Source organism: Cyclobacterium lianum (assembly GCF_900143075.1).
Classification (GTDB): domain Bacteria; phylum Bacteroidota; class Bacteroidia; order Cytophagales; family Cyclobacteriaceae; genus Cyclobacterium; species Cyclobacterium lianum.
The window spans coordinates 137,218-155,088 of the sequence record NZ_FRCY01000009.1; the positions used below are offsets into that span (position 1 = coordinate 137,218).

The window sequence follows — 17,871 nt, forward strand, 5'->3', positions numbered from 1 at the left end:
TTCCCTGGAAATGAAAGGGCTGTATACAATTGTCCTGCTGTGTCTCTCCAATGCCTTCATGACGTTGGCCTGGTACGGACATCTGAAGTTTAAAGAGCTTAAGTGGTTTGAAAATCTAGGATTGGTGGCCATCGTGTTGATTAGCTGGGGCATTGCCCTTTTCGAATATTTCTTCCAGGTGCCGGCAAACAGAATAGGATTTAAAGGGAATGGGGGTCCGTTTTCACTGGTAGAGTTAAAGGTACTCCAGGAAGTGATTACGCTGCTGGTATTCATGCTGTTTACTTTCCTGTTTTTCAAGAATGAAAGCATCCGGTGGAATCATTTGGTAGGTTTTTTCTTTTTGGTAGTGTCGGTGTATTTTATATTTAAAAAATAATAGCTTTTGGAAAATAAATTAAAAATCGCCATTCAGGGTGTACTTGGTTCGTTTCACCATCAGGTAGCTCAACAGTATTTTGGAGAGCAGATTGATGTATATGGATTCAATACCTTTGAGGAGGTGGGAAAAAGTGTGGAAAACGGTACCGTGGATTTTGCCGTAATGGCCATAGAAAATTCTATTGCCGGTGCCATATTGCCCAATTATGATATCATCGACAGGCACGAATTGTTTGTAATCGACGAACATTATCTGCCGATATCCCATAACCTGATGGCTTTGCCCGGACAGCAGTTGACAGCCATCAGGGAAGCCCGGTCGCACCCTATGGCCTTGCTGCAGTGCAAGCAGTTTTTTTCCAAACATCCTGATATACAACCAGTAGATGATGTGGATACAGCATATGTGGCCAAACTGATTGCTGAAAAGAAGCTTATGGGAGTGGCGGCGGTAGCCAGTACCAAAGCTGCTGATTTCTACGGATTGGAGATCCTCGCCAGAGATATTCAGACGGTAAAAAATAACTTCACACGTTTTATTATTCTGCAGAAAAACCAACCGGATCCCGCAAACGCCCCTACCAAAGCAAGTCTGAAAATAACGGTTAGGAACGTGAAGGGTGTTTTGGCGAAACTGCTGACAGTAATGAGCGAACATGACCTGGATCTGACCAAAATTCAATCCATTCCGGTAATGAGCAAGCCCTGGGAATACAGCTTTTTTATCGATACATTGATAGCAGAAAAAGAACGGTTTAATGCTGCAATAAGAGTTATAGAAGCCAATTATGGCACGGTAAAAATATTTGGGGTCTATCAAAACAGAAAACAATGAAAGGATATTCGAGCCGACTGGCAGAGGTACAGGAATATTACTTTTCTCAAAAATTAAAGGAGGTAAAGGAGCTCCGTGATACTGGCAGGCCTATTATCAATATGGGGATAGGAAGTCCTGACCTGCCGCCAGACCCAAGTGTCACGGCTGCCCTTGTAGAGACAGCCTCCCGGCCGGATGCCCACGGGTATCAGTCCTACCAGGGAATCCCCGAACTTCGGAAGGCCATGACAGATTTTTATAACAGGCATTATGGTGTGGTCCTTGATCCACAGACCGAAATGTTGCCGCTGATGGGGTCAAAGGAGGGAATCATGCACATTTCTATGGCTTTTCTAAATGAAGGGGATGAGGTACTGGTGCCTAATCCAGGGTATCCTACTTACACCTCTGTGACCCGGTTGTTAAATGCCAGGCCGGTATATTTTGACCTGCTCGAGCGTACAGACTGGGAACCGGACTGGGAAGCGCTGGAAAACACGGACCTTTCCAGGGTAAAACTCATGTGGGTCAACTACCCCCACATGCCTACTGGCGCACCAGGGTCGAAAGCACTGTTTCTGAGATTGTTGAACTTTGCCAGGAGAAATGATATCCTGCTCGTCCATGATAACCCATACAGCTTTGTACTCAACGAGGAACCGCTAAGTTTGCTATCCCTGCCGGATGCAAAAGATCATGTACTTGAGTTAAATTCCCTGAGCAAAACTTTCAATATTCCCGGGTGGCGTGTGGGCATGCTGGCTGGAAAGCGGGAATTCCTGCAGGCAGTATTGCGGGTAAAAAGCAATATGGATTCCGGGATGTTTCTGGGTATACAGGCTGGTGCAGTAGCCGCATTGAGGCTGGGGGATTCGTGGATAAGCTCCATGAATGCCATTTATGCAAAGAGAAAAGCGCTGGTATTGGAAATGGCCAGACAGTTGAATTTGGAGGTTTCAGAGGGGAGCGTGGGTCTGTTTGTGTGGGCCAGGGTGCAGAAAACTGTACAAGCACCCCAGTTGGTGGACCGGCTGCTATACGAAAAGGATATTTTTATCACACCCGGGATGATATTTGGCAGCCGGGGTGATGCTTATGTCCGTTTTTCCCTATGTGTAGACGAGATTCTGATCAGGGAAGCCCTGAACAGGCTGATTAAATAGCCAAAAAATCATACTGACCGGGCGATGGTTATTTTTCAGATAAAGCCGTCCCGGATTTGTTTCAGGGACTGGCGATCCCCAGTCAGCTTGTTTGACAGGTTAGGTAATCTGAAGGATAATATATGAACACATTTGGCCATTATAAATCAAATTGTAAACACATGAAAAAGGTACATATTGTTGGTTTAGGATTACTGGGTGGGTCTTTTGCCAAGGCGCTTAAAAAATCGTTCCCGGAATGGGATATTACCGGTTTTGACAGTAATCCGGAACATCTCTCGTTGGCATTAGAAATGGGCTTGATTTCCCGTAGCCTGGAAGTTCCTGAAAAGGATTCGGCGGTTGTGGTCCTCGCTACGCCTGTGGATACTCTTTTTGGTTTGTTGGTCGAAACTCTGGCGCAGGTGGGGCCGGATACGATGGTGATGGATTTCGGCTCCACCAAGGGAGAGCTATGCCGGCAGATTGCCGATCATCCCAAAAGAAATCAATACCTGGCCGTGCACCCTATCGCAGGGACGGAAAATTCAGGGCCTGCAGCTGCCGTTACCAATCTCTTTGACGGAAAGGTGTTGATCATTTGTGAGATGGAAAAAACTGATATTCACCTCAAGGGGATGGCCTACGACATTTTCGAGGCAATAAACATGAAGCTTCGGTTTATGGATCCCGGCGACCATGATCTCCACCTGGCCTTCGTGTCCCATCTATCTCATGTGTCTTCATTTGTACTGGGCAAAACAGTACTGGACAAAACCGAAGACGAAAAGAATATTTTTGATATGGCGGGCAGTGGCTTTGCGTCTACTGTACGCCTGGCCAAGAGTTCGCCAGCCATGTGGGCACCCATATTTCTGGAAAATAAAAAAAATGTGCTTGAGGCCATGGATAGCTATATTGAGCACCTTCGCCATTTCAGGAAGATGCTGGCTGAAGATGATGTGGATGGTCTGAAACACAACATGAGAGAGGCCAATAAAATCAGGGATATACTGGATTTAAAGGAATGAATTGTATTTAGATATGCGGTAGCACATTTAATCCGTAATATTTTGTAGATTTATTACCATGCAATTGTCCATCTCTTCGGAATTCAGGCGGCTCAGAGAAGTATTGATACACCGCCCCGGTAAAGAAATTGACCGGCTGACGCCCTATAACAAAAAATTGTTGTTATTTGAGGACGTACCTTATCTGGAGGAAATGCAGCGGGAGCATGATGTCTTTACAACAACGATCCGCGAAAAATGTGGTGCGAAGGTTTATTTTTTTGAAGATTTATTGCTCGACATTCTGATGAAGGATACCTTGCGCAGAGAATTGATGAATGAAGCATTGTCTGCCTCGCGCCTGGGACACCTGACCGATGAGTTGCTCGGTGTACTTTCCGTGGAGGACTGTGCCAAAGCCCTGATGGCTGGTATCAAGGTACATGAGGTGAGGAGAAAAATGAGCGCAGTGTCGCTGGCAGACCTGATGGACGTCGCTTTTCTGATCCCGCCCTGTCCCAACCTTTATTTTCAGAGAGATACCGCTGCCATGGTGCCGGGAGGGATGGTTTTTTCGAGCATGCGGTTGCCAGAGCGACAACGAGAGGCGAACATGGTGCGCCGTATTTTTGAAAATCACGCTCATTTTACTGATCGTTTTCAAAAGTTATATCCTTTAGATGCGCATAATAATCCCCCATCGATAGAAGGAGGTGATGTGATTATTCTGAACGAAAAAGCCGTTGCAATCGGCTATTCCGAAAGGACAGAGGAAAAGGCCATCTACCACCTTGCCAAAACCTTGATTGCGGCAGGTAGGGTTGAGCGGATCTATGAAGTGCACTTGCCCAAGAAGAGAAATTTCATGCATTTGGATACCGTATTTACCATCCTTGATGAAAACAAGGTGTTGACTTACCCGGATGCGATCCAGTCAGTGCAGAGGGTTTCCATGTACGTACGCAAGAGCGATGAGGCCGCTGAAGTACATGTGAAGCGCGTGCACCTCAAAGCATCGCTGCGGGAGATTCTGAAACAGGAAATCCAGGGGCTGGAAATCATCGGAACAGACCGGGTAAACCAGGAATATGCCCTGAGAGAACAATGGTTCGATGGCGCCAATGTTTTTACCATAGGACCCGGTCAGGTAATATCCTACAACCGCAACAAGCATACCAACAGAGCTTTGCGGGAATTTGGTATTGAGGTATTGGAAATACCCTCTTCTGAGCTGTCTCGGGGTCTTGGAGGTCCCAGATGCATGAGCATGCCTATCAGTAGGGAAAGCCACTGATGAGGCTTTTCTGGTTTGGCAGGAATGCTGCGCCTGAGGTCCGGTTGGCAGTCTTCATCAGGAAACCGGTAACGAACAGCCCGGCTCTTTTCTGCAGCGGATAGACCGATCGGGCGTTAATGGTTGTGGTTAGAAACTGTCGAAAAAGGACCTCCTCCTGGATACTTTCAGGTCTCTGAGAATATTGGATTTCACCCGGATATCAATATTGTAGGAGGTAAATCGCCCGAAGGGGACCCAGTTGACGTTCATTTGCCAGCAGTGCAGATCTCTGGCAATACCGATCATGGTTTGAGTAATTCGGGCTGCCGCCACATCGTAGCCTGAGTTAAAATTGATTTTCCATTTGTCGGACAGGCTCAGGTCGCCGGAAATATTGATGGCCTGCGTGATGTTTGTGTTGCCGGATGCGGCCTTATTGTAGCTCAGGTTATACCCAAAGGTCATGTTCCAGGGTATCGACCAGTCGATGTATTGGCTGGGATCATTGGCAATTCGATTGATCTCATTTTCGACAAAATCGTTCATTTGCCCTCCCTGGTTCAAAAATTCATTGGTGAGTTCATCCTGAACCTCTCCGGGAGATTTTTCTGTTTTGCTTGGATTGATGCTTCCGTTGATATTGAGCGAAGCCCGGCGGATGGTCCCCAGGCCCTGGCCCCGCCTCCAGGCAAAATCATTGACCCTCCGGGTAACTACCTGCTCTCCATTCTGGAAATTTCCCGTCGCATAGGGATCAAAATTGGCACTCATATTGACGGAGAGCTTGTTTTGAAATAGAGAAGTACGGGTGTTGAGGTTAATCGGTGCCAGGTTAAATGAGTCCACTGCGAAGTTATAGCTGGTGGATACATTCAGGGTTTGTAATATGGGAACTTTTTTTGTCACGGCCTCAGCAGTATCGCTTTCTGTACGTACTTTGGCTTCTACCACATTTCGGATATTTATGCTGAGAGATTTGGCCTCGCCCATAGGGGCTCCGCCATAGATAAATCCCTGATACCTAGACAATCTTTGTACACGCCCTTCAGCATTGGTCTGCACCTCCTGGTAGTATCCGTATTTAGGGTCGGAGAAATCGGGGGTACTGGTAAAACCAAAGGTAGGTTGCATGTGGTGTCTGATGGCTTCTATTTTTGATCCCTTTCTAAAAGTATAAAAACCGTAAATATTGGTTGAAAGGTTAAAGGAGGAATTGTAATAATTGACCCGGTTGAAGCCACTTTCCAGAATACGGTCCAGTCTTTCCTCGGCGGGATTGTAATAATAATTGATCCGGTCCAGGTACCACAACTCCGTAAAATTCATGGAAGCCGTTCCGGTAAAAAAACGGAAAATGGTGAAGTTGGAAGAAATGGGCACCGTGTGCCTGAAACCATTGTCTGCATCGCGCAGCAATTGAGGCAGGTTGGCAAAGGTGAAAGGAAGAACATCGGGAGCGTTCGGCTGTCCCAGTTCTTCAAATTGTTGCTGCAGGTTAGGATCTACTCCAAGTTCGGGGGTAATCCTGTTGTTGATGGAATTCTGTGCATTGAAATTCCAGGCGATGTTCAGGGTTTTCAAAGGCTCAAACCGGATATTCCTAAAGGGGTTTTGTCGGTTCATATTCACAGCCACATCGGGCAAAAGCAGGTTTACTTCGTCGGTAACCTGGTTTTGAGAATGCCTCAGATTAGCAGACATACTAAAAGGAGTCCCGGTGAAGGTTTTGCTATAGGAAATATTGGAGGAAAAATCCGATTGCTGATTTTGCTGGAAATTGCCTTGGTTGAGGATGTTGTCGTTGTATGACTTGGTACCGAAGTTGGCGGAAGCAGAAAACCTCGAGTTGCCCCGCGATTCAGGAGTATGGTTCCATCTAAACCAGAACGCATCGTATTCCAAAGGCTGTTCGGCAGTTTCCGGGCTTTGGAATTTTTGGTAATCTATATTCAGGCCACCTTTAAAGCGATACCTTTTGTTGTACACGGAGGCTGTTTTGAGTCCATAGCCACCTTTGGAAAATATCTCGCCGGTCACCCGGGTATGTACATAATCGTTGAATGCAAAATAATAACCAAAATCCCTGAGAAAAAAACCGCGCCTCTGTTCTTCACCATAGGAGGGGAATATGATGCCTGAGGTTTTCTCCTCAGGCGTGTCCGGAATGATCCCAAATGGCAGTCCGAGGGGGGTTGGGATATTGTTGAAATACAGGTTAAACGGGCCGGAAATGACGTGCTTTCCCCTGACGGACTTGATTTTTGAAGAGGAGATGTGCCAGTGTGGTTCTACCAGATCACAGGTAGTGTAGAAGCCTTTGTGAAGGTAAACCGACCCATCCTTTGTTTTCTTGACGGTTTCTCCCCTTAGCAACCCTTCATCTTGCTGGGTTACCACATCAGAAATGATCGCCTTCTGAGTTTCAAAGTTGTAGCGCATCTGTTTTCTGATTTCATAAATGCTCTGTCCCTCCTTAAATACCGGTGTCCCCTGAACTACCCCGGTACTGTCTTCCAGCCCGGAGGCGTAGAGTTCGCTTTTTTCCCAATCAATAATAATATAGTCTGCGTCCAGCCGTATATTGCCATATTCAAACCAGGCCCCCTTGTACAGAAATACTTTGTTTTGGGAAAAATCGGAGATGATGCTGTCTTCGGCGTAATAATTGATGGTCGTTGAAATGTCTCCAATTTCCGCATTGATGGCTGAGTCCAGGTCTGCCTCAGATACCCGGAGGATACTGTCAGGGAGAGTGGGAAGCAGGGTATCGGCGCTTACAGTAGGATTAATCAGCGTATCCGGAACGGTCATTTCTATTTCACCAGAATTGATTCTCCCGGTTTCTTGTCCAAACGAAGCCTGCCCAAAAAGCATCAGCATAAGCATGGAAAGAATAGCGGACTTGATATTATGCACTGATAATTTCTGTTTGCTTCAAAAATTTCTAATTTTTGCGTAAAGTTAACGTTATTAACGTTTATGAAACGAACCAGGATGAAAAATATTCTCATAATTTCGTTGCTTTCCATGACCTTTGTTTTTGCAGGTTTTATTCCTGCCGGAGAGAAAAAAGCAGAGTTCAAACTCAGACGGATCGTGATCGATGCCGGCCATGGCGGTAAAGACCCGGGAACTATCGGAAGGATATCGCAGGAAAAGGATGTAGCACTTGACCTGGCACTAAAAGTGGGGTCTTATGTGCAGGAATTGTTGCCGGAAGTAGAGGTGATTTATACCCGAACCACCGACAAATTTATTGAACTCAAAGAAAGAGCGAATATTGCCAACCGGAATAGGGCAGATCTTTTTATTTCCATTCATTGCAATGCTACTTCCTCGTCGGGAGTACATGGTACAGAAACTTTCGTTATGGGGAATAAAAATTTTGATGCCAATTTTGAAATCGTGAAGCGGGAAAATGCGGTTATACTCCTGGAAGACGACTACCAGGAGAACTATGAGGGGTTTGACCCACAGTCCCCGGAGTCGTATATGATGTTTAACCTGATGCAAAGGGCTTATTTCTCAAACAGCCTTTCTCTGGCTGAAAAAATTGAAAGGGACTTTTCTACCCGCGTTAACAGGCACTCCAGGGGAGTAAAACAGGCTCCATTTTATGTGCTCTGGACCACTAGTATGCCCAGTGTACTGATAGAAGCCGGCTTTCTTTCCAACCCTACGGAGGAGCGATATCTCAATAGTAAGAATGGACAAACCTATGTAGCATCCGGCATTTTCAGAGCCATCAAAGCCTATAAGGAAGAAATAGAAGCCATTTAATGATCAAGCTATAAATGCCATAGGCTTGGAAAGCAGTAGTATTGTAGTATTGTGGGGATCCCGGCAAGTGATATGATGAAATTAAAATAACTTTTGGGTAAGGTAATTGCGTATAGTAACAAATGGACAATGAGCTTACAGATAAAGAATTGAATGCCTTGATCTCCCTTCTCGACGATACGGACCAGGAAATCAGAGAGCATGTTCGGGGAAAAATCATCTCGCTGGGAAATGAGGTCATCCCCTATCTGGAAGACAAGTGGGAAAGTTCTTTTAATCCCGAAGTGCAAAAGGAAATTGAAGAGCTGGTCCACGAACTTCAAATCAACCTGCTCAGGAAGCGGCTTCTAAACTGGAAGCACTCAGAGGAACAGGAATTGTTGGAAGGCTTGTGGATCATCAACACCTACCTGTATCCTGAACTGGAATTTGAGCAGCTGAATGCCGTGATGCAGCAGATATATTTTAATGTATGGACGAACTTCAAGAATGAGTACTCTGTATACGACAAGATCAAGCTGATCAACAATGTGCTTTTTAATGACCTGAAGTTCTCTGCAAACACCAAGAATTTTCACAGCCCGGGAAACAGCATGATCCGAACCGTCCTGGAAACCAAAAAAGGAAACCCGATCAGCCTTTGCTCGGTTTACCTGCTGGTGGCCCGAAAACTTGGTCTGCCTGTGTATGGCGTTAATCTCCCCAATCTCTTTGTCTTAACCTACCAGTCCGGTAAATTTAAATTTTACATCAATGCTTTCAATAAGGGGCTGATCTTTACCCGGCAGGATATCAACAATTATCTGGAGCACCTTAAGCTGGAGCCCAAGTCGACTTACTTCGATCCCTGTGAAAATATAGATATCATCAGAAGGACCCTGAGGAATTTGATTTTTGCCTTTGATAAGATCGGAGAGGTAGACAAAGCCGAAGAAGTCAAGGGCTTACTGGGGATAATAGATAAGGATTAGTTTGTAAGCCTTATGTTGCAACCCACTGCCCGGGTAATCGCAGGGCTGGGCCGTTTGCGGGCCAGAATATCCCGTAGTGCATTGTCCAGATAATGTACCGATGCACTGGTGTCAGACTGAGGGTTATTGTCTATGGCTCCCTGATACACGATGGAATAGCCGGTAGGTCCTGAAGATACCAGGACCACTTCAGGGATTTTTCTCACGCTGGTTTGCCTTGTAAATGCTTGGTCTGTGTCCATAAGAAAAGGAATGCCCAGATTTTTTGCCCAGCTGAGGGAAGCCATTTGTTCCCTGCTTTCTCCGGACTGGCCGGCATGGGGGTTTACTAACGCAAAGCTTACCCTCGACCCGGCATATTTTTGGAAAAGCTCCTGAATCCGGTCTTCGTAAAGCTTGGCATATGGACAGCTCATGCTGGTAAATACAAAGACCATGGTGGTGGATGGGGGATGCAGGGCGGTAGCAAAAGTATTGCCTGAAATGGCATCTACGAGTTCCACATTGCTTACCTGCTGGGCGGTGGCCAGAAAGCTACAAAGGAAAAATAGAATAAAACACCTTATACATTTCATAGGAAAAGCTGCTTTATGAACAAATATAAAAAAAATCACCAAACGGTATAAGTTAGGATCATATCATTTTCGGCAAAGACCTTTACTGCGTAATGGTGGTCTGCGAAATCAGTACCATGAATTTTGCCTTTGACGATCTGGTCGGCACAGGTAAAGGGTTGCAGTAAGATGTTTTGGCGGAGGCTGATTCCTTTCTTTCCCTGGCATTTGAAAATGGTTTCTTTCACAGACCAGGCAAGTGTGTGTAGATACGGATCCTTATTTAAAAATTCCATTTCTGAATCATCCAGGTATTTTGGTCCGAGTGTGACTGTCTTTTCCCGGACTTTCTCCAGGTCAATCCCTACGGGTATTTCCTTATGAAAAATAGCTCCCGAATAGTCACCATGGTGGGTCAGAGATACATATCCATATCCATCCATGGCATGTGATTTTCCGTGGGTATCTTTGTAGAATCCAGGATAAGGAAGCTGTATACTGTCCAGTGCCGATTTTATGGCGAGTCTGGCACCTTTCCATTCTTTTCTTTTTTTCGGGTGCCCGATATTTGCGAGAGAAAGTTTTTCCCGAAAACTTAAAAATTCCATAGGGTTGTTTTCAGATTCATGAATATTGTTGATCGCAAAAGCAGATAAAGGGCTAATTTTTTCTATTTTTGTTTGCATGGTTACTCACAATGAGCTGGGTGATAAATACAAGATGCAATATATGCCAAATATTCAAGTAAATAAACTCCATACATTAAGGGGCCATAATCATTCAGTTTTTGCACTTTGCGGGGGATTGACTCCCCATAATTTTTATACCGGTTCAGGTGATGGCATGGTAGTGGAGTGGGATCTCAGAGAGCCAAAAGATGGATTGCTTCTCGCTAAATTGCCCCGTTCTGTATATGCACTGGCGGTAGACCCGAAAAGAAACCTGCTGTTTATCGGGCATAATTTTGAGGGCGTGCACGCCATCGACCTGGGCAGCAAGAAGGAAGTCTGGTCGCTGAAAATCACCTCAAATGCCATTTATGACATGCAGGTGGTAGAGGACTTATTGCTGGTCGCCACGGGAGACGGTGTGCTGGTGGTATTGGATATTGAGGAACAATCTCCTGTAAAGCATTTGAAAATAAGTGACCAGCACCTGAGGGTACTTGCAGTAGCTCCCGGTGGAGCGCAATTCAGCGTGGGTGCAAGTGATAATCAGGTTAAGGTATTCAGTTTCAATGGCTGGAAACCGGTGGCCAAACTGGAAGGACACAGCAATTCTGTTTTTGCCTTAAAATATTCTCCGGATGGCAAAACGCTGGTCAGCGGTGGGAGAGATGCCCAGCTTAAATTTTGGGATGCCTCGGATTTTAATGAGAAGACAAGCATCGCCGCTCACATGTATGCCATCAATTACCTGTCTTTTCGTGATGATGGCAGGTATTTTGTAACTTGTAGCATGGACAAGTCAATTAAACTTTGGGATCCCGCCGAATACAAGTTGTTGAAGGTGATAGATAAAGCCAGGCATGCCGGACACGGGACGTCTATCAACAAAGTCCATTGGTCTTCGTACAAGGATCAGGTAGTTGCCGTCAGCGATGACCATACCATTTCCATCTGGGACCTGGGCCTGGACGAATAGCATCCGGATACCTGTTTTCTGGAATTAAAAAATTAGAAATGAAAATAACACCATTGGATATCCGTCAGAAAACCTTTGAAAAAAAGATCAGAGGATATGATAAAGATGAAGTCACTGCATTTTTAAATTACCTGTCTCAGGAATGGGAGAAGCTGGTAGAGGAAAAAAATGGTTTGCAGCTCAGGTATGAGCAGGCGGAGAAGGAGGCCTCCAAACTAAGAGAGGTGGAGCAGTCGCTTTTTAAAACGTTGAAGACTGCGGAAGATACAGGTGCCAGTATTATCGAACAAGCCAATAAAACAGCCGAGCTGATTTTAAAAGAGGCGCAGATGAATGCTGATGCGATTAGTGCCGAGTCCAAAGGCAATGCACGAAGCATTGTAGATCAGGCAGAATCCCAGGCAAAAAACATCATGGAAGATCTCAAAGAGGATGTGCAGTTGCTGGTCGACAATTATGAGAAATTGCAGACCCAGCGGGATTATTTGCTGAAGCATCTTAAGAAAACGGCTACTGAGACGCTCGAGAACGTAAAAGTCGTACAGGATGGGTTCAATGAGATCGATGCAGCGGCCCATACCAGGCTGATAAAAGACTTGCAGCGAAAAGATAAATATTACAGTTCCCTGAACCGGTCTTCCCCAAAAACTGCCTCAGATACTCCTGCGGAAGGTAGCAGCAATACTTATACCTGGGATAAACCGGAGGTTGAGGCAGCGCATGCAGACGATGATGGAAGAGAAGATGCACCGCCAGCGGGAGAGAAGGATACACAGGATGCCGGGTCTCCGGATGAGAACCACAGCGAAGAGGATGTAAAAAATGCCGGAGAGCAGGGCAAGCAGGATAACAAGCCATCAGGCTCATTTTTTGATCAGTTTGAGTAATGGGCAAAGTTTCTTTGGAGGGAATAGAGTTTCACGCCTACCATGGGGTGTTTTCAGAAGAAAAAAAGCTGGGCAACCGTTTTACCGTTGACCTGCATGTGCATACGGATTTCCAGAAAGCCATGTTGCACGATGATCTTAAGAGAACTGTGGATTATTTTAAGCTGTACCAGATCGCCAAAGCACACATGCAGGTTCCTGTCAAATTGCTAGAGCACCTGGCCCATCTGATGATACAGGATATCCTGAAAGTCTACCCTGAAATCAAGAAAATTAAAATCATTATTAAGAAGCACAACCCAGCCATCGGAGGCGTGGTCAATTATTCGGTAGTGGAAGTAAACTATCCTAAGGATTACGCATAAAATCAATCACTCGTGTATACAAAACAAGAGGTAAGCCGGAGTAAGCAGGAATTTTGGACAGCTTTCGGATGGTATATGAAGCCTGTTCCCTCGGCGGAGGGAATTCCAGTCAACTGGAAAAATTACAAAACGGGCATACCCCACCTTTACTTCCGAATGCAGGCCGAGCGGGATTTCGCGGCTGTCTCTGTAGTCATACAACATCCTGATCCCGGTATAGGAGAATTGCTTTTTGAGCAATTGCTCGCATTGAAGCCACTTTTGGAAAATGAATTGCAGGAAACCTGGGCCTGGCTACCGGTAGAATGCACAGCGCAGGGAAAAGCCATTTATAGGGTGGAGAGAAAACTTGAGGAGGTGAATGTCCTGGAAAAAGAATCCTGGCCTGAGATTATTTCATTCTTAAAGCCCAGGATAATAGCCCTGGATGCTTTCTGGTCCAATGCCAGGTATGGTTTTGAAGGATTGATCTGAGTTGAGACGGGGCAACTGACAATTTCAAACGCTAGCCGTCAGGCCGATTTTCCCCGCTCATTTGTCATGTCTTTCGGGAATCTTCGGATTGCTGAATACAAAACCCCTGGCATCATTGCTTTCATGGAAATCTACCTGCATGCCCATAAGAAACATGATATGTCTTTTCTCTACCAGTACTGGCAGACCGCCAATGGTATACTGCTGATCCCCTTCCCTTGACTTGTCAAAACCGAGTACAAAAGAAACTCCTCCACATCCGCCGCCTTTGATCCCTACGCGCAAGGCATAGTCTTCCGGGATATTTTTAGAATCCATGATGTGTTTAATTTCGTGTAGTGCCTGGGGACTTATTTTTATGGGTACCAACATGTTCAAAAAAGGTCAATCAGTAGTGAAAGGTTCCAAAAATAGTGCAGAAAATACTCAGGACATAGTATAACTTGCCATTATTTCAGATATTGTGATTTAAAACAGCAAACGATGGAATACCTGATAGAACTTCTTAAGATTGTACTTCCGGCAGGTCTGGTCATATATGGCATGTTTATCATTACGGTATCATTTTTGAAGAAAGAGAAAGAAATGAAATGGGTAGACATCAGGACAAAAAATACAGAGCTGCTGCTGCCCCTTCGTCTGCAGGCCGGAGAGCGCCTTTGCTTGTTATTAGAGCGCATTTCTCCAAACAATTTGATCAGAAGGGTCAACGAGCCCGGTTTGACGGCCGGTGAATTGCATGGCAGATTGACCGAGGAAATCCGCAATGAATTTAACCATAACCTGTCTCAACAGGTTTATTTTTCAGATGATACCTGGGAGACGGTAAGAACTGCGGTAGAACAAACCATTTCGCTGGTAAACAGATCCTCTCAGGAGGTCTCCGGAGATGAAAAAAGTCTGGAGCTGGCTAAGAAGATCTTTCAGGCAGCGCTGGCGCAGGAAAAGGATATTATCGGCCATGCGCTGAAAAAAATAAAAGATGAAATACGTATGTATTTTTGATACTTACCTAACCGAGAAAATATATGAATGCAACTACCGAGGAGCAAAACCTATTTGAAAAAGTCAAAGCGATCTATATGGATCGGGCAAGGCATATCGCCTCCACAGAAAAAAAATTGCGTAATTTACTGGATAAGGCCAGTATGAAATGGCAGGAGCTTTCTCAAAATCCCACCTTTGCACAGGTGAAATTTCAGGTGGAGGTTTTTATCCGGATGATACGTTCACATCTTAACAAAAAGTATTCGGGACTTTCAAACCGCTCCCTGGGCCTGCTCGCACTCGGGCTTTTCTATTTTGCACTACCTACGGATTTGATTCCTGATTTTATACCTTTTGTGGGTTATGTAGATGACATCACGGTGCTGCTTGCCATTTTCAAAAGTCTGCAGTCAGATATAGAACGTTTTCTGGAATGGGAAAGGAGCCAGCAGGAATGAATCACAGGATCGTTTTCGTAGCGGGTTCGTCCGGAATGGTGGGTATGCAGCTACTTCACCAGCTTTTTCAGCACCCTGAAGTAGACTGGGTGGTTTCTTTTGGACGCCGGGAACTTGCGCTGAAGCACCAGAAATTGGTCCAGGTAAAGGTAAATTTTGATCGCCTGGATCAGGTTGATGTAGTCGATGAAGTACGCAAGCAAAATAGGGGTGGTGATTTTCAATCTCTGCTCGTTGCGCTGGAAAGGGGAGATGACCGACCTCTTGTTTTCTGTTCCCTGGGAACCACCATCCGCCAGGCCGGTTCAAAAGATGATTTTTATCGCATTGACCACGACTATGTTATCAGTTTTGCGAGGATGTCGCTCAGGTACGGTGCGAAGCGCTTTGCCTATGTCAGTGCCATAGGTGCCGATGCGCAATCTTCTATTTTTTACAATAAGGTAAAGGGTACTGTGGAAGATGACCTGAGAAGGATGGATTTTGAATACCTGGGTTTGTTTCAGCCCTCCCTGCTTTTGGGAGACAGAAAAGAAAACCGGCTGGGAGAGGAGGTAGGAAAGGTGTTGATGAGAGCGGTCACTTTTCTGGGGCTTTTCAAAAAGTACAAACCCATCTACGACCACCAGGTAGCCAGGGCGATGGTGAAGAAAATGCTGAATAGCCAAACTACAGGAAATGAAACCATTACCTCACTGGAAATGCACAAAATGACAAAATGATTGCAGTAATCCAACGGGTAGCAAAAGCTGCCGTAAGTATCAACAATGTCGAAAAATCTTCTATTGCTACCGGCTTGCTGGTCTTGCTGGGAGTGGAGGATGTGGACACAGCGGAAGACGTGGATTGGATCTGCAGAAAGCTGGTACACATGCGTATATTTCCTGACAGCGCCGGTGTAATGAACCGAAGCATACTCGATGCCGGCGGGGACATCTTACTCATCAGTCAGTTTACCCTTCATGCCAGCACCAAAAAAGGAAACCGCCCATCGTACGTAAAGGCGGCAAATCCTGAGACGGCTATACCACTGTATGAAAGTTGCATCAGGGAATTGTCAGCAAAACTCGAAAAACCGGTGGCTACCGGAGAATTCGGTGCAGACATGCAGGTATCATTAATCAATGATGGTCCGGTGACCATCATCATAGACTCCAGAAACAGGGTGTGAATATGCCTAAGCAATCAATGAGCTTACTTTACCTCAATTCCGGACAAAGTGGCATTGTGGTTTGAATATTAAAAGATGATGGATCAGTATCAGCAGGATGATTTTTTAGTTATCGAGAATGCCACGGTGCATCATTTCGGTAAAACCTTGTTTCAGGAGTTGAACTTCAGGGTAAAAAAGGGAGAGTCCTGGGCGGTATTGGGAGCATCCGGAAAAGAGCGGACGGCGTTTTTAGAAACGCTGCTGGGGAGGACATCTCTGGTGGAAGGCCGCATCGACAGGCCTTTCGCTCATGCCTATAAGGAGGAGCAACGCAAAAGAGGGCAGGTGAACAGCTTCAGAGATCTGATCGCTTTCATTTCACAAAAATATACCTTTAAAAATAAGTCTAACCAGCAAAATTTTTACTATCAGCAGCGCTTCAATAGCTCGGAATCGGAGGATACAGAGACAGTAGGCGCGTACCTGGCCGGAGTGGAAAGCAGGCGAGACGGGTACTGGGATCTGGATAAGGTAATCCGGCTTTTTGACCTGGACCAGTTTGCAAATAAATCTCTGATTAAACTATCCAATGGGGAAACGAGACGGCTTGCCATGGCGGTTGCCCTGACGAAAAACCCGAAGCTATTTTTAATGGACATGCCACTAACCGGGCTTGACGTCCAGACCAGGGAAAGGTTTGATGAGGTTTTGCAGGCCATTATGGACTCTGGCGTGCAGGTGATCTTGTCCACTACGGCCAGGGAAATCCCGGCTTCTATACAGCATCATGCCTGGATAGGCGAAGGGAAGTTAAGGCAAAATCACTCCAGGGATGAATTGCTCAGACTGGAAGCGGCACACATGCACCCCCAAGAGCTTAAAGACATCAATTTTCAGCGACTATTGAACAAGGTAAACCGGGATGCCGGGAGCTCATCAGTAATTCAGATGAAGGATGTTTCCATCAGGTATGGCACCAACCTTCTGCTGGACAAAGTAAATTGGCAGGTGCTTCCCGGAGAGAAATGGCTGATCAAGGGGCACAACGGCGCAGGGAAATCCACGCTAATCAGTTTGATTATAGGCGAAAACCCCCAGTCCTATGCCAACGATATCACTTTGTTTGGTAGAAGAAGAGGAACTGGTGAAAGTATTTGGGAGGTTAAAAAGCCTACCGGATTTGTGTCTTCTGACCTGGCCCGTTTTTTTCCTCCAAATCAAACATGCAAAAAGGTGGTGCTGTCCGGATTTTTTGATACCATGGGCCTGTTTAAAAAAACCAATTCCGAACAGGAAGCGTTAGCAGATCAGTGGCTGAAGGCCCTGAAACTGTCTCACGCTGAAAATTTAAGGTTGCAGCAGGTAAGCCTGGAAGAACAGCGATTTTGTCTTCTGGCCAGAGCCATGATCAAATCGCCGAAGCTACTTGTCCTCGATGAAGCTTCGCAGGGGATGGATGAGCAACAGCGACTGCGGTTCAAATGGCTGATAGACTTTTTTTGCAGACAAACTGGCATGAGCTTGTTATTCGTCAGCCACTACAGCGAAGATATTCCGGATTGTATCGATCATCAAATAGAATTGACTCAGGGAAGGATTACAAAAAACACCAGGAAATGAGTATTGCCGAAGCACAAAAAAAAGTGGACGCCTGGATTCAAAGCCATGGGGTCAGGTATTTTAATGAATTGACAAACATGGCCATCCTAACCGAAGAAGTAGGGGAGGTGGCCCGGATCATGGCCAGAAAATACGGTGAACAATCCTTTAAGGAAAGTGATAAAGACAAGGAGTTGGCCGATGAAATGGCCGATGTGCTATGGGTGTTGATCTGCCTGGCCAATCAGACAGGCGTAGATCTGACGCAGGCTTTGGAAAGGAATTTCGAAAAGAAAACCATCCGCGATAAGGACAGGCACAAGAATAATGACAAATTGGGATAAGAATGTTTTCTGGTTATTTTTGGAAATTC

The 17,871-nt window shown here is 45.6% G+C and carries 21 protein-coding genes; 17 read left to right on the forward strand and 4 right to left on the reverse strand.

What is annotated here, in order from left to right; genetic code table 11:
- Nucleotides 1-10 precede the first annotated feature (10 nt).
- From BUB19_RS15305 to BUB19_RS15325, 5 genes are all read left to right on the forward strand, one after another.
- A complete protein-coding gene (locus tag BUB19_RS15305; protein ID WP_073095435.1) occupies nt 11-379 on the forward strand; it encodes a DMT family protein in 369 nt (122 codons plus the stop codon).
- Nucleotides 380-385: 6 nt separating this feature from the next.
- On the forward strand, nt 386-1,216 hold the full coding sequence (locus tag BUB19_RS15310) for a prephenate dehydratase (protein WP_073095436.1): 831 nt from the start codon (nt 386-388) through the stop codon (nt 1,214-1,216).
- Nucleotides 1,213-2,361, forward strand: coding sequence for a pyridoxal phosphate-dependent aminotransferase (locus tag BUB19_RS15315; protein WP_073095437.1), 1,149 nt, complete (start codon nt 1,213-1,215; stop codon nt 2,359-2,361). Before BUB19_RS15310 ends, BUB19_RS15315 begins: the two co-directional genes overlap by 4 nt.
- Before the next feature lie 161 nt (nt 2,362-2,522).
- Nucleotides 2,523-3,371 (forward strand): prephenate dehydrogenase, encoded by an 849-nt coding sequence (locus tag BUB19_RS15320; protein ID WP_073095438.1) that lies wholly within the window; start codon nt 2,523-2,525, stop codon nt 3,369-3,371.
- Nucleotides 3,372-3,429: 58 nt separating this feature from the next.
- Nucleotides 3,430-4,644 carry an arginine deiminase gene (locus BUB19_RS15325; protein ID WP_073095439.1) on the forward strand — a complete coding sequence of 405 codons (1,215 nt, stop codon included), beginning with the start codon at nt 3,430-3,432 and terminating at the stop codon, nt 4,642-4,644.
- A 129-nt stretch (nt 4,645-4,773) separates the two neighbouring features.
- Here BUB19_RS15325 and BUB19_RS15330 read toward each other — a convergent pair whose 3' ends face one another.
- Nucleotides 4,774-7,542, reverse strand: coding sequence for a putative LPS assembly protein LptD (locus tag BUB19_RS15330; protein ID WP_394333884.1), 2,769 nt, complete (start codon nt 7,540-7,542; stop codon nt 4,774-4,776).
- Between the two features lie 63 nt (nt 7,543-7,605).
- On the opposite strand from BUB19_RS15330, the gene BUB19_RS15335 reads away from it, so the two are divergent.
- Entirely contained in the window at nt 7,606-8,406 is an 801-nt protein-coding gene (locus BUB19_RS15335) for an N-acetylmuramoyl-L-alanine amidase family protein (RefSeq protein WP_073095441.1), read from the forward strand.
- A gap of 122 nt (nt 8,407-8,528) precedes the next feature.
- Nucleotides 8,529-9,377, forward strand: coding sequence for a transglutaminase-like domain-containing protein (locus BUB19_RS15340; protein ID WP_073095442.1), 849 nt, complete (start codon nt 8,529-8,531; stop codon nt 9,375-9,377).
- On the opposite strand, the gene BUB19_RS15345 is transcribed toward BUB19_RS15340, so the two are convergent.
- The gene (locus tag BUB19_RS15345; protein ID WP_073095499.1) at nt 9,374-9,952 is read right to left on the reverse strand and encodes a thioredoxin domain-containing protein; all 579 of its coding nucleotides are present in this window, start codon (nt 9,950-9,952) and stop codon (nt 9,374-9,376) included. The two genes, BUB19_RS15340 and BUB19_RS15345, sit on opposite strands and share 4 nt — an antisense overlap.
- A 35-nt stretch (nt 9,953-9,987) precedes the next feature.
- Nucleotides 9,988-10,617, reverse strand: a complete 630-nt coding sequence (locus BUB19_RS15350) for a 4'-phosphopantetheinyl transferase family protein (RefSeq protein WP_073095443.1) — start codon at nt 10,615-10,617, stop codon at nt 9,988-9,990.
- A gap of 43 nt (nt 10,618-10,660) precedes the next feature.
- Here BUB19_RS15350 and BUB19_RS15355 point away from each other — a divergent pair, with 43 nt between their 5' ends.
- Genes BUB19_RS15355 through BUB19_RS15370 form a run of 4 tightly spaced genes read left to right on the forward strand, consistent with a single transcriptional unit; the run spans nt 10,661 to nt 13,301 of the window.
- Nucleotides 10,661-11,575 carry a WD40 repeat domain-containing protein gene (locus tag BUB19_RS15355; RefSeq protein WP_073095500.1) on the forward strand — a complete coding sequence of 305 codons (915 nt, stop codon included), beginning with the start codon at nt 10,661-10,663 and terminating at the stop codon, nt 11,573-11,575.
- 38 nt (nt 11,576-11,613) lie between these two features.
- Entirely contained in the window at nt 11,614-12,462 is an 849-nt protein-coding gene (locus BUB19_RS15360) for a DivIVA domain-containing protein (protein WP_073095444.1), read from the forward strand.
- A complete protein-coding gene (gene folB, locus BUB19_RS15365; protein WP_073095445.1) occupies nt 12,462-12,827 on the forward strand; it encodes a dihydroneopterin aldolase in 366 nt (121 codons plus the stop codon). Before BUB19_RS15360 ends, folB begins: the two co-directional genes overlap by 1 nt.
- Before the next feature lie 12 nt (nt 12,828-12,839).
- Nucleotides 12,840-13,301, forward strand: a complete 462-nt coding sequence (locus tag BUB19_RS15370; protein ID WP_073095446.1) for a DUF4268 domain-containing protein — start codon at nt 12,840-12,842, stop codon at nt 13,299-13,301.
- 57 nt (nt 13,302-13,358) lie between these two features.
- On the opposite strand, the gene BUB19_RS15375 is transcribed toward BUB19_RS15370, so the two are convergent.
- Nucleotides 13,359-13,673 carry a HesB/IscA family protein gene (locus BUB19_RS15375; protein ID WP_073095447.1) on the reverse strand — a complete coding sequence of 105 codons (315 nt, stop codon included), beginning with the start codon at nt 13,671-13,673 and terminating at the stop codon, nt 13,359-13,361.
- 111 nt (nt 13,674-13,784) lie between these two features.
- On the opposite strand from BUB19_RS15375, the gene BUB19_RS15380 reads away from it, so the two are divergent.
- The 6 genes from BUB19_RS15380 to BUB19_RS15405 all read left to right on the forward strand — a co-directional run bounded on the left by BUB19_RS15380 (nt 13,785) and on the right by BUB19_RS15405 (nt 17,842).
- A complete protein-coding gene (locus tag BUB19_RS15380) occupies nt 13,785-14,306 on the forward strand; it encodes a DUF7935 family protein (protein WP_073095448.1) in 522 nt (173 codons plus the stop codon).
- A 23-nt stretch (nt 14,307-14,329) separates the two neighbouring features.
- Nucleotides 14,330-14,746: a YkvA family protein gene (locus BUB19_RS15385; protein WP_073095449.1), complete on the forward strand. Its 417-nt coding sequence runs from the start codon at nt 14,330-14,332 to the stop codon at nt 14,744-14,746.
- A complete protein-coding gene (locus tag BUB19_RS15390) occupies nt 14,722-15,468 on the forward strand; it encodes a Rossmann-fold NAD(P)-binding domain-containing protein (protein WP_245802866.1) in 747 nt (248 codons plus the stop codon). The genes BUB19_RS15385 and BUB19_RS15390 overlap by 25 nt, the downstream gene beginning before the upstream one ends.
- Complete coding sequence (gene dtd, locus BUB19_RS15395) at nt 15,465-15,917, forward strand: D-aminoacyl-tRNA deacylase (RefSeq protein WP_073095451.1); 453 nt, start codon at nt 15,465-15,467, stop codon at nt 15,915-15,917. Before BUB19_RS15390 ends, dtd begins: the two co-directional genes overlap by 4 nt.
- Before the next feature lie 75 nt (nt 15,918-15,992).
- A complete protein-coding gene (locus tag BUB19_RS15400; RefSeq protein ID WP_245802867.1) occupies nt 15,993-17,519 on the forward strand; it encodes an ATP-binding cassette domain-containing protein in 1,527 nt (508 codons plus the stop codon).
- Nucleotides 17,516-17,842 (forward strand): nucleotide pyrophosphohydrolase, encoded by a 327-nt coding sequence (locus BUB19_RS15405; RefSeq protein WP_073095452.1) that lies wholly within the window; start codon nt 17,516-17,518, stop codon nt 17,840-17,842. The genes BUB19_RS15400 and BUB19_RS15405 overlap by 4 nt, the downstream gene beginning before the upstream one ends.
- Nucleotides 17,843-17,871: the final 29 nt, after the last annotated feature.